We start from the raw sequence: 10,993 nt of genomic DNA, 5'->3' as shown, positions 1-10,993 counted from the left end.
GAGCTTAGTGCAGGTTTCTTCGAATGCTTACTTAGCAGAGTCCATTGCGTGACCACCGAAGCCGTTACGCAAAGCAGAAACAACCTTTCCTGAGAAAGTATCTTCTTGCAATGAACGGTAACGCATAGCAAGTGACAAGTAAATAACTGGTGCTGGAACTTCCAAATCAAGTGATTCTTCAACAGTCCACTTACCTTCACCAGATGAGTGCATACGACCAGAAATTGCTGACAACTTAGGATCCTTAGCAAATTGTTCTTCGATCAATTCCATCAACCATGAACGAACAACTGAACCGTGGTTCCAAAGCTTAGCAACAGCTTCGTAATCGTAATCGAATTGTGAGGCTTCCAAAACTTCGAAACCTTCGGCGATGGCTTGCATCATACCGTATTCGATACCGTTGTGGACCATCTTCAAGTAGTGACCTGATCCCAAACGACCTGTGTACAAGTAACCGTCTTCTTGGGCGATTGACTTGAACAATGGTTCGATTTCCTTCCATGCGGCTTCGCTGTCTCCACCGATCATGAAGTTTCCACCGTTACGTGCACCGGCCATACCACCAGACGTACCAGCATCGAACAAGTTGATACCAGCAGCAGTGGTACGCTTGTTTTGTTCAAGGTTGTCCTTGTAGTTTGAGTTTCCACCATCGATGATGATGTCGTTCTTGTCCATCTTTTCAATCAAAGTATCGATGGTTGAGTTCGTTGGCTTTCCAGCAGGAACCATAACCCAAACAACCTTAGGTGATGGCAACTTTGAAAGCATGTCGTCAAGTGAGTTAACACCTTCAACCTTGTCAGAGTAAGCATCAGCTTCTGCAACAAAGTCCTTGTTCAAGTCAAATGCAACAACTTCGTGGCCGTTGTCGACAGCGTTCTTAACCAAGTTAAGACCCATCTTTCCAAGACCAATCATGGCAAACTTCATGTGTATTACCTCTTTTATAATTTCATCTTTTATACTACAAGTATATTATATGAAAATATTTTTCAGAATACAAGCAATAATTGAAAATAACTTTCATATTCGGTATAGTTAGTTTAACAAAGGACCGTATATTATGAAAGAAAGCAAAGCACAGGCGATCTTCGCCCGTTTGGGGCAAGAGCCAAACAGTTATAACCAAACCGAGCAAAAGCTCGTTTCCTACATTATTAACAACATGTCTGCGGCAGCACAGGATACCATTCAGTCGATGGCTGAAAAGTCCTCTGTCTCAACCGCCTCCATTTCCCGTTTCGTAAAAAAAATCGGTTTCAACTCTTACCGTGACTTTTCTGTTAACCTAGCCTCTTACCAGCGAAGCAAACCCCCAGTCGACCTGTTTGGTGAAATTACCGACGATGACAATACAAAAGAAATCACCCGTAAAGTCTTTTCAGGTGCCCAAAACGCTTTGACCATGACACTCGATTCACTGTCCGTTGACAAACTCGATCAAGCACTCGATTGGTTAATTTCTGCCAAACGCGTTGGATTTTTCGGAATTGGTGGTTCGTCCATCGTCGCCTTTAACGCCTATCACAAGTTTTTACGTACGCCAATTGATGTTATTTCCCATCAAGACTATGACATTCAGTTGATGCAGGCAGTCAAACTAACACCACAGGATACCGCCGTTGTTATCTCCCACTCCGGACGAAACGATGACACGCTTTTCCTGGCGCAAAAGTTAAAGGAAAACAACGTCCCCTTCATTGCTATCACCTCTTTCCCCGATTCGCCACTTGCTAAAATGGCCGACATCGCCCTCTTCTCACTAGCCGAAGAAGTGAATTATCGCTCCGAATCAATGTCTTCATTAATTGCTCAATTAACCATTGTCGATACGCTTTTCACCTTAGCCGGTTCAAAGTTACCAAAAGCCACCCAGTCTGTCGTGGATACAATGCGTAACGTCATCGAAGGAACAAGACGCCAGTCTTAATTTCAAAATAAAAAAGCACGCTCAAGCGAGTGTGCTTTTTTATTTAAACTAACAGATAATTAAATCTTATCTTCTGCCTTCTTTTCACGTGATTCGTGTGAAGAAAGATTAAATTCAGACTGCTTTTCCAAACGTTCTTCTTGACGCTTCTCACCTTCTACTTGGTTGGCATCAACTGCTTCAAATTCATCCTTCTTTGCCATAATTCTTACCCCTCGTATTCTTTCTTTTCTGATTCGAAGGCCTCGTTATCATAACGGGCATCCTTGTGCTTGGCATGCTCAAGCGTTTCACTGTGTCTTTCATGCTCTTCAGCCACATGATTCAACGCAGCTTTCTGCTGGGCATTTTCAAATGATTGACGATCTTCTTTTAGTCCATCGCGTTTGCTTGTCATTGATAAACCCCCTTCTTTTCAACTACATACTAACACTTGCCATACATAATTCAAGAGTCATTCTAAATAAAAAAGCAACCCGAATCGGCTGCTTTTTCTGGGAAAGTCATTTCCCATTAATCTTCTTTTTTAACCATGGCAATCGCCTGGTTCATCAACATGTCGATAGCCACGTAGTTACCGCCACCTTCTGGCACGATGATATCAGCATAACGCTTTGTTGGTTCAACGAATTGGTTATGCATTGGCTTAACCGTCGCCGTATATTGCTCAATGACGCCTTCAACGGTACGACCACGTTCGTGTGTATCACGTTGCAAACGACGAATAAAACGAATGTCATCGTCAGTGTCAACGTAGACTTTTAAGTCCATCAAATCGCGGACACGCTCATCGTTGAAAAGCAAAACACCATCAACAATAATCACATCACCTGGCTCCACGTGTGTGGTTTCCTTTGAACGTGTGTGTTCTGCATAGTCATAAACCGGCGTATCAATAGATTGGTGACGAATCAACTTCTTCAAGTCCGAAACAAAAAGATCTGTTTCGATTGAATCTGGATGGTCATAATTCGTCTTCATCCGTTCTTCCATTGGTTTTTCGGATTGATCCTTATAATACACATCCTGCTGAAGCAAAATTGGGTTATTATCCGCCAAACGAGTAATCAAAGCCTTGGAAACAGTGGTTTTTCCCGAACCAGAACCACCTGTAATTCCAATTAAAAAAGGTTTCTTTGCCAAAATAGCCTCCACAATGAACTAAATATATGCATCCTGCCTGTTTTTTCTTATCCCAACTATTTTACGAGAGTTATTATACAAAAGCTAGTAAAAAAGTCGGTCAATAACCGACTTTTGTATTTATTCTTTTGTTGTCTTAATTCGGCTTGCCAGGAGGTAACCAGTCAATGGTACCAAGACGAACCAAGCTGCTGTTAAGTTCAATGAATGACCATAACTATGATCAGCATGGAAGAATCCAATTAAGATACCAGCAACAAGAATTGACAAGGCCCCAATCAACTGACGCATGGTCGTGATAATGGCAGTACCGTGCGAAATCAGTTGCTTTGGTAAGGCATTTGAGGCGGCCGTTACGGCAGGCATCATGATGAAGGCGTTTCCACCTTCAAGCAACATCGCCCCTGCGATGGCCAAAATTAAGAACTTCGTTCCAAAGATGGCTAAGGTCAAGTAACCGGCCAACATCATGGTGGAACCAATCAAAACCAATGGACGCAAACCGATTTGACCAAGCAAACGGCCTGACTTAGGGTTCAAATATGATAGGAAGGCAGCGGCAGGAATCATCAAAAGTCCTGACCACAATGGTGCCAATCCGAAGACCTTTTGGAAGTACAAAGGCATGATAACCGTGGCAGTGATCAAACCTGAGTATGACATTCCAGTCAACAGCATGGCTGGTAAATAACCTTGGTGCTCAAAGACACGCAAATCCAAGAATGGGTTATCCTGCTTCAACTGTCGAATCACAAAGATGACCAGTAAAATCACAGATACCGCCAAAGTCACGGCCAAACCAACCGACCAACCCTTTGCTGGCAAAATTGAAACCGTGTACAAGATACCAGCGAAACCAATCAACAAGAATGATGACAGGAAGTCAAAGTCACGCTTGTTCATTGGGTGGGTGTTTTCAATTTGTCCTTGCATGAAGATACTCAAGACAAGGAGCACGATAAAGAAGAAGGCAAAAAGCACACGCCAAGTTCCAAATTGCAAAACAATTCCAGAAACGATTGGTCCCACTGCCAAAGCAGAAGACATGACCAAACCAACAGCCCCCATGGCAATACCACGTCGTTCCTCAGGCGTGTTTTCCATGATGACTGCCTGATAAGTTGGGAAGAGTGCCCCAACAGCTACCCCCTCTAACAAACGACCAACGACAACACCCAAAAAGTTTGGCGTCACCATGGCAATCGCAGTTCCAACTAGGAAAACAGCAATAATCAAATTCAACAAGGTCTTCATATGAAGATTGTCTAACAACCATGGTGAAACTGGCATGACCAGAGTCATAGCCACCATAAATCCTGATGTCACCCACTGAACGGCAGCGGCATCAATACCAAACTGCTTCATCAAAATTGGGTAAGCCGTCGTCATTGTCGATTGTGAAATCGACATCGTAAATGACGTCAACAAAAGCATCAAGGAGAATGGTGATAGTGAACGAATATTTTTCAAAATACTTCCCTCCAAATTAATCCTTTAAATATTTTAAGCGACAAAGTGCCAAAAGGCAATTAAATTGTTATCATTCTAAACAAAAAGGACTGAATTGGATTCAGCCCTTTAATTACGATTTATTTTGTTGATGAACGGTTCACCATTGTGTAAGGCAGCAAAATCTGCTCTTCCCCAAGGTCCTGCTTATCCATCAGCTTCGTTAACATTCGCATGGCAACAGCCCCGATGTCATACTTTGGTTGATCGATGGATGAGAGTTCTGGACGAGCAACGAGCGTAAAGGTCGTGTTGTTGGCCGATACGATTTCAAAGTCGTCCGGCACCTTTAATCCTTCATCCTGCAAGCCGTTCAAGACACCCAGAGCCACCTCGTCATCGTAAACCAATGCCGCATTAGCACCGGCGTCACGAATGACTTTTGCAAGGGTTAAGCCATCCTCGTAGGAACGAGCACCAGAGAAGACTAGCTCTTCGTCTAATTTCTTTCCTGCCTCCAAAAGGGCTGCCTCATATCCTGCGCGACGGTAATCAACATCAATGGCACGGTCGGCAGACCCTGTAACTAAAGCTACGCGGTCATAACCCGACTTTAGAAAACGTTCGGTCACTTCTGAGAAAGCCATCTTGTAATCGATGTTAACAGATGGTAGTTGTCGATCCTTATCAACAGAACCAGCCAATACCACTGGAATGCCGGTCGCACGAATGGCAGCCAATACCTTATCGGACAATTGACTCCCCATGAAAATCAATCCATCGATTTGCTTATCAGCCAAGTTACGGATGGCAGTCAATGCACGTTCTGGGTCATCATCCGTATTCGTTAACAAAACATCGTACTGGTACATGTGAGCCACATCGTCGATTCCTCGGGTTAATTCCGAGAAGAAAAGATTGGTCATGTCGGGCATCACCACACCAACCGTCGTTGTTTTCTTTGAGGCTAGTCCACAAGCAACGGCGTTTGGGCGGTAGCCCAAATCCTTAATAGCTGCTAAGACTTTATCACGTGTTGCTGGGCGAACGTTTTCAGACCCGTTCACCACTCGTGAAACAGTCGCTAAAGAAACGCCAACTGCTGCTGCGACATCATAAATTGTGGCGTTTTTCTTTTCTTCGACCATCTTAAAACCTCTTTTGTAAGCGCTTAATACTGCCATTTATCATAGCACAAAAAAAGGCCCAGTCGCAAACGACTAGGTCTTATCAATCTTTTATTAAATTGCAAGGATGCTCAGTCCTCTTCAACAGCTGGTTGATTTCTTTTCTTATACTGCAAGTATAGGATGGCAACGAGGCAGAGATTTGAGAAAATAAACAGTGCCGTTGCCAAGACAAGGGTTATTCGGATCGACAGTTCTGCCTGTGAAGCCCATAAAAACAAGCTTGGAAAGGCCAATAAGTTTAAAAAGGCCCAGAGAATTTTTAGCCAAGTGTATGACATGTTCTTTTCATCCTTCTAATTATTATTGTTCACTAAATGCAAACGTCCTCGGCAACGCCCACAACGGTAGCGCCTCGTATCTACTCTACGAACCCGATCAAAGGCATGGCCGTTATCACAAAGGTAGTGGTACTTTTTTTCAACCGTCCGCCGGTTACCAATATCTGGTGCATAACGGCTACCACCTACCTGGGCTAACAAGCGTTTGAAGTCCTGGTTGGCATGCTGATAGCCCCGCCCCGCTCGGTGCAAGTGGTAATGGCAAAGCTCATGTTTAATAATGCTATCAAAGTCATCCCGATCCGCCATTTTTGGATTAAAGTCCAAGTGATGGTCGGCTAAATGGTAGCGACCACCCGTCGTCTGTAAACGAGGGTTAAAAACTGCCTGATGTTCAAAAGGACGGCCAAAGGCAGAAAGGGACACCTGTTCAACCCGCTTTTGCAAAGCAACCTGTTCAGGAGTCCCTATTTTCTTTTGCCAGGTCGTATTGGTCTTGGCAGTCCGAGCAGACTTTTTAAAAAAGTTACTTACCCTGATGCTCATAAACGTAATCCGACACCTTATTTAGAGTTGTCAATGAATCCAGTTCTTCGTCTGGAATTTCAATGTCAAATTCATCCTCAACTTCGACAACTAGTTCAACGACGTCGATAGAATCGGCACCGATTTCTTTAACAAAGTCGCGGTCTCCCTCGATTTTGTCCTTCGAAACTTCGAAGCGCTTTGCAATTTCGCACTCTAATTTCTCGTAAATCTGTTCCCTCGATAAGGCCATTGTTCTCTCCTCAAGCTAAATCAAATCGAATCTATACTACCATAAAAAAACTAGCTTGCGGATTTTATTTTGAAGATTTCTTAACCTTCAACTTATCAGCGTTTTCCTTAATGAAGGCAGCCGTCTTACCAGCAAGGTCTTCTTGAACCATTGTTTGAATCTGGCCCATTGAGTTGGCAACCGCGTCAGCCTTAGCTGAACCGTGCGTCTTCACAACTGGTGCCTTAACACCAAGCACAACAGCACCACCCTTTTCATTGAAGTCCAACTTGCTCTTCAATGACTTGAAGGCTGGCTTCAACAACAAGGCACCCAAGATACCGCGAAGGCCAGCGCCCTTGATTGACTTCTTCAACTGGTCCAGCATCGTCAATGCTGTTCCTTCGATTGCCTTCAAGGTTGCGTTTCCAGAGAAACCATCCGCAACCACAACATCCGCCGTGCCATCCATGATTTCACGCGCTTCGACGTTACCCAAGAAGTTAAAGGCATCCGTGTCTTTCATCAATTGATGAGCGGCCTTATGCACTTCGTCACCCTTGTCTTCTTCACCACCGTTGTTCAACAAACGAACGCGTGGGTTTGAAATACCAAGAACGGATTCCGCATAAAAAGAGCCCAAGATTCCGTATTGGTACAAGTGAGATGGCTTGTTTTCAGCGTTGGCACCAAGGTCCATGAAGACAAAGTCTTCGTGTTGGCCACCAAAGCTTGGGAAAGCAGATGCCAAGGCAGGACGTTCCACCCCACGCATACGACCAACGATAAAGATGGCTGATGCCAAGATAGCCCCAGTGTTTCCAGCAGAGAAAAATGCGTCGGCTTCGCCGTTCTTAACAGCAGTTGCTGCGCGAACCATTGAAGAGTCTTGCTTATTCTTCATCGCCTTCACGGGTTCTTCACCCATTTCGATTTCTTCAGTCGTTGGAATAAGTGTAATGCGGTCCATCTTTTGGATAAGAGGCTTTACCTTTGATTCCGTTCCGTAAAGTTGGAATTCCAACTCAGGATAACGGTCGCGGGCCATTTCAACACCCTTCACAATTTCATCAGGGGCAAAATCGCCACCCATGGCATCAATCGCAATCTTAATCACAGTAATTCTCCTTAAAATATCTGTATAAATAATAATTATTGTATCCGTAGCGCTTTACTAGGACTTTTCAATTAAATAACAATCCTTAATCGAAATGACGATAGGCTGCCATCGTCGTTGATAGCTTTTCAACTAGCGCTTGGTTGTCGACATCTTGCTCCCAGTCGGGCTGACGCACAAGCTTCAGCGCTTCTTCCTGAGCAATCGTCAACATGGTCAAATCTTTGACCGGATCCCCGACTTTAAAGTCCGGCATCCCCGACTGCTTGGTCCCCAGAATGTCACCAGAGCCACGAAGTTCTAAATCACGCTGGGCAAGTTCGAATCCATCCGTTGTTTGGACCAAAGCGGCTAGTCGTTCCTTCCCGTAATCAGTCTTCGGATCAGCCAGCAGAACAGTATAGGACTGCCGGTCTCCTCGACCTACTCGACCACGCAACTGATGGAGCTGCGCCAGGCCAAAACGGTCAGCATCTAATATTAACATAATCGAAGCATTTGGCACATCGACCCCGACTTCAATCACCGTGGTCGCCACCAAAACCTGCACGTCGTTATTGGCAAAGCCCGCCATCAAGACGTCCTTGTCTTCCTTTGGCAAACGGCCGTGTAAAAGTCCCACCGTATAGTCCGGCAGTGCTTCCTGCAATTCCTGATAAACCGCCGTCACGTTTTGAACGTCCAAGGTTTCTGATTCTTCAATCAAGGGTGTGACCACGTAGGCTTGAGCCCCCTTGGCCAGTTCTGCTTTCAACAGATCAATGGCTTGGTCATACTGTCGGTTCGAAAGCTGACTAGTAATAATCGGTTTACGACCCGCTGGTAATTCATCAATAATCGAAACTTCCATTTCACCATAAGCCGTAATAGCTAAGGTACGTGGAATTGGTGTCGCCGTCATCGCCAAGATGTCGGGGTTAACTCCGCCCTCACGCAACTTAGCCCGTTGCTTTACGCCAAAACGATGTTGCTCATCAATCACTGCTACGCCAAGATGGTGGAAGTAAACCCCATCTTGAACTAGCGCATGGGTTCCAACAACAATATCAATATCACCGGACTCCAAGTCTTCTAAAATTTGTCGACGCTGGGCCGCCTTTAACCCGGATGTTAGTAGCTCCACCCGCAAGTGAATTCCAGCCGATTCGAATAACTTAGCCAGACCCTTAGCATGTTGCTGAGCCAAAATTTCAGTTGGCGCCATAATGGCTCCCTGAGTTCCGGCAGTCACCGCTGCATACATGGCGATGGCGGCAACGACCGTCTTTCCAGAACCAACATCCCCTTGCAACAAACGGTTCATGTGCTGTGGTGCTGCCTGATCAGCCAAAATCTCGTCAACCACTCGCTGCTGAGCAGCAGTTAATTGGAAAGGCAGCGCCTTAATAAAGGCCGCCACCTTTTCCTTATCATAGTCCAAGGCTTCTCCTAGGAAACGCTGGTCCGCCTGCTTAATCAACTGCAAGCGCATCTGAAAGAGAAAGAATTCTTCAAAAGCTGCGGAACGTCGCCCGGCTTTCGATTCGACTTTATCCTTGGGAAAGTGAGAATACTCAATCTGCTGGTTCTTATCCAGCAAGCGGTACTTTTCACGCAGACTGGCGGGTACCAAATTCGGCAAAGTCCCACGCAACTGCCCCCAGGCCTGCTCCACTAACTCAGCAATGGTCTTGGCCTTAATGGCCTTTGACACTGGGTAAATGGGTGCTAAGCCATCAATGGAAGCTGGCACCAATTTGATGGCAGTCAAAGCCGCCTTGGCCGCATTATAAGTACCGTACACCGCCACCTCTTGTCCAACCTCTAGGTTCTTAGCAATCCATGGTTGGTTGAAAAAAGTCACTCGCACGTTTTCACGGTCGACCAGCAATCCAATCACGGTCTGTGACCGCTTACCATATCGACGAACAACGGCCGGCGTGGATATCACACCCTTAAAGGTGACCTTTTCCCCATCCAGCGTTTCGGATGGTAGTCGTTCACCCAAGTCATCATAACGATAGGGATAATAAGAGAGTAGGTCGTCAATTGTGAAAATACCAAGCTCCTGTAAAGCCTGTTCCCGCTTCGGCCCGACACCTGACAAGGCGCTGACTTTATCTGTCAAAGTTAATGGCATACCGCTCTCCTTCCCTTTCAATAAGAATTATTTTACCACCAGGCGAAACGATTTCAAAAGCAAACAAAAAAGCAGTGCAAAGAAGCACTGCTGATTGATAAAAAGACGATTTTAGTGAATGTAGATTGTCACAATCGTGATTAATCCAAAGAAAACACCTGGAATATTTGAAATGATGATTGGCCAATCCTTATAAGTCTTCAACCAACCATAACCCGTCCAAAGGGTCGCGTTAATCATGGCAACAGCTGGCTGCACAGGGTTAACAGGATTTCCAGAGAAGTTTGACATAATTTGTGGAATGTAAGAAACGTACATCAAGATACAAGTTGCTGTAGCAACCTTTGAAAAGAGCTTCAACATCTTGATTCGCTTAGCGTCTACTGGTTTCTTATCTTTTGGATCAACGTAGTTATCAACACGCATTCCCATGAATTATTTCTCCTATTCTATTATTCGCTTGAATAATTTAAAGATATTATAACATACTTATTACAGTAATCACTTTTGTTAAATACTTTTTTGTGTAGATTTTACTTTGTTAAAAAGTCGCTGTAACAAGTATTATAATAACACATTTAACTTCTTTGTGTTTATTTGAACATTTGATTTTCTAAAATAATACAAATATTTCCGATTTAAAAAACAAACGCTATTGAATTTCTTAAAAAGTGCACCATTTCCACTCAATATCGATAGAAAAAGATACTTTTAAAGTAAATATTTATCACAAATTACTCTACTTTTGTTATCCTGTATGTAATGAAAGCGATAGTATGAACTGATAAAAGGAGAAACTTTTATGATTACTAATGAAGAACGAGCACACGACTTTGCCATGATGGTTACGAAGCTAGCCGTCCAAGCACGTATCGACGTTGCTAAGAAGAACAACACTGACACAAACATCGACGGTGAACGCGCAATGTTTGCCTACATCGATGCTTACAAGCAAACTTTGGAACACTTGAACGACTAATTCTTACCAAAGAAAAATAACGAAT

The 10,993-nt window shown here is 44.3% G+C and carries 14 protein-coding genes; 2 read left to right on the top strand and 12 right to left on the bottom strand.

Going from position 1 to position 10,993, the window contains the following annotated elements:
• Positions 1-27: 27 nt before the first annotated feature.
• Positions 28-936, bottom strand: coding sequence for a phosphogluconate dehydrogenase (NAD(+)-dependent, decarboxylating) (gnd, locus tag H7198_RS03595; RefSeq protein WP_274458415.1), 909 nt, complete (start codon positions 934-936; stop codon positions 28-30).
• Between the two features lie 133 nt (positions 937-1,069).
• Here gnd and H7198_RS03590 point away from each other — a divergent pair, with 133 nt between their 5' ends.
• Entirely contained in the window at positions 1,070-1,936 is an 867-nt protein-coding gene (locus H7198_RS03590) for a MurR/RpiR family transcriptional regulator (RefSeq protein ID WP_274458414.1), read from the top strand.
• Positions 1,937-1,995: 59 nt separating this feature from the next.
• On the opposite strand, the gene H7198_RS03585 is transcribed toward H7198_RS03590, so the two are convergent.
• The 11 genes from H7198_RS03585 to H7198_RS03535 all read right to left on the bottom strand — a co-directional run bounded on the left by H7198_RS03585 (position 1,996) and on the right by H7198_RS03535 (position 10,415).
• On the bottom strand, positions 1,996-2,139 hold the full coding sequence (locus H7198_RS03585; protein WP_274458413.1) for a hypothetical protein: 144 nt from the start codon (positions 2,137-2,139) through the stop codon (positions 1,996-1,998).
• Positions 2,140-2,144: 5 nt separating this feature from the next.
• On the bottom strand, positions 2,145-2,333 hold the full coding sequence (locus tag H7198_RS03580; protein WP_274458412.1) for a hypothetical protein: 189 nt from the start codon (positions 2,331-2,333) through the stop codon (positions 2,145-2,147).
• Positions 2,334-2,449: 116 nt separating this feature from the next.
• Positions 2,450-3,079, bottom strand: a complete 630-nt coding sequence (udk, locus tag H7198_RS03575; RefSeq protein ID WP_091501122.1) for a uridine kinase — start codon at positions 3,077-3,079, stop codon at positions 2,450-2,452.
• A 120-nt stretch (positions 3,080-3,199) separates the two neighbouring features.
• Positions 3,200-4,552 carry an MFS transporter gene (locus H7198_RS03570; RefSeq protein ID WP_274458421.1) on the bottom strand — a complete coding sequence of 451 codons (1,353 nt, stop codon included), beginning with the start codon at positions 4,550-4,552 and terminating at the stop codon, positions 3,200-3,202.
• A 116-nt stretch (positions 4,553-4,668) separates the two neighbouring features.
• Entirely contained in the window at positions 4,669-5,676 is a 1,008-nt protein-coding gene (locus H7198_RS03565) for a substrate-binding domain-containing protein (RefSeq protein ID WP_274458411.1), read from the bottom strand.
• A 110-nt stretch (positions 5,677-5,786) separates the two neighbouring features.
• A complete protein-coding gene (locus tag H7198_RS03560) occupies positions 5,787-5,996 on the bottom strand; it encodes a hypothetical protein (RefSeq protein WP_274458410.1) in 210 nt (69 codons plus the stop codon).
• 15 nt (positions 5,997-6,011) lie between these two features.
• Positions 6,012-6,542: a SprT family protein gene (locus H7198_RS03555; protein ID WP_274458409.1), complete on the bottom strand. Its 531-nt coding sequence runs from the start codon at positions 6,540-6,542 to the stop codon at positions 6,012-6,014.
• A complete protein-coding gene (gene acpP, locus H7198_RS03550) occupies positions 6,523-6,774 on the bottom strand; it encodes an acyl carrier protein (protein ID WP_274458408.1) in 252 nt (83 codons plus the stop codon). The genes H7198_RS03555 and acpP overlap by 20 nt, the downstream gene beginning before the upstream one ends.
• A gap of 64 nt (positions 6,775-6,838) precedes the next feature.
• Positions 6,839-7,867, bottom strand: a complete 1,029-nt coding sequence (gene plsX / locus H7198_RS03545; RefSeq protein WP_274458420.1) for a phosphate acyltransferase PlsX — start codon at positions 7,865-7,867, stop codon at positions 6,839-6,841.
• Positions 7,868-7,955: 88 nt separating this feature from the next.
• Entirely contained in the window at positions 7,956-9,989 is a 2,034-nt protein-coding gene (gene recG / locus H7198_RS03540) for an ATP-dependent DNA helicase RecG (protein WP_274458407.1), read from the bottom strand.
• 111 nt (positions 9,990-10,100) lie between these two features.
• The gene (locus H7198_RS03535; RefSeq protein ID WP_274458419.1) at positions 10,101-10,415 is read right to left on the bottom strand and encodes a SemiSWEET family transporter; all 315 of its coding nucleotides are present in this window, start codon (positions 10,413-10,415) and stop codon (positions 10,101-10,103) included.
• Between the two features lie 376 nt (positions 10,416-10,791).
• Between H7198_RS03535 and H7198_RS03530 the strand changes: the two genes are divergently transcribed.
• On the top strand, positions 10,792-10,968 hold the full coding sequence (locus tag H7198_RS03530) for a hypothetical protein (RefSeq protein WP_274458406.1): 177 nt from the start codon (positions 10,792-10,794) through the stop codon (positions 10,966-10,968).
• The last annotated feature ends 25 nt before the right edge of the window (positions 10,969-10,993 follow it).

It is taken from the genome of Fructobacillus sp. CRL 2054, from assembly GCF_028764065.1.
Lineage (GTDB): Bacteria > Bacillota > Bacilli > Lactobacillales > Lactobacillaceae > Fructobacillus.
Note: the sequence above shows the minus strand (reverse complement) of the source record. Positions and strands in the feature narration are given on the sequence as shown.

Excerpts from the sequence above, each read along its gene's own strand:
- gnd (WP_274458415.1), bottom strand. The coding sequence starts at position 936 with ATGAAGTTTGCCATGATTGGTCTTGGAAAGATGGGTCTTAACTTGGTT.
- H7198_RS03590 (WP_274458414.1), top strand. The coding sequence starts at position 1,070 with ATGAAAGAAAGCAAAGCACAGGCGATCTTCGCCCGTTTGGGGCAAGAG.
- H7198_RS03585 (WP_274458413.1), bottom strand. The coding sequence starts at position 2,139 with ATGGCAAAGAAGGATGAATTTGAAGCAGTTGATGCCAACCAAGTAGAA.
- H7198_RS03580 (WP_274458412.1), bottom strand. The coding sequence starts at position 2,333 with ATGACAAGCAAACGCGATGGACTAAAAGAAGATCGTCAATCATTTGAA.
- H7198_RS03565 (WP_274458411.1), bottom strand. The coding sequence starts at position 5,676 with ATGGTCGAAGAAAAGAAAAACGCCACAATTTATGATGTCGCAGCAGCA.
- H7198_RS03560 (WP_274458410.1), bottom strand. The coding sequence starts at position 5,996 with ATGTCATACACTTGGCTAAAAATTCTCTGGGCCTTTTTAAACTTATTG.
- H7198_RS03555 (WP_274458409.1), bottom strand. The coding sequence starts at position 6,542 with ATGAGCATCAGGGTAAGTAACTTTTTTAAAAAGTCTGCTCGGACTGCC.
- acpP (WP_274458408.1), bottom strand. The coding sequence starts at position 6,774 with ATGGCCTTATCGAGGGAACAGATTTACGAGAAATTAGAGTGCGAAATT.
- recG (WP_274458407.1), bottom strand. The coding sequence starts at position 9,989 with ATGCCATTAACTTTGACAGATAAAGTCAGCGCCTTGTCAGGTGTCGGG.
- H7198_RS03535 (WP_274458419.1), bottom strand. The coding sequence starts at position 10,415 with ATGCGTGTTGATAACTACGTTGATCCAAAAGATAAGAAACCAGTAGAC.
- H7198_RS03530 (WP_274458406.1), top strand. The coding sequence starts at position 10,792 with ATGATTACTAATGAAGAACGAGCACACGACTTTGCCATGATGGTTACG.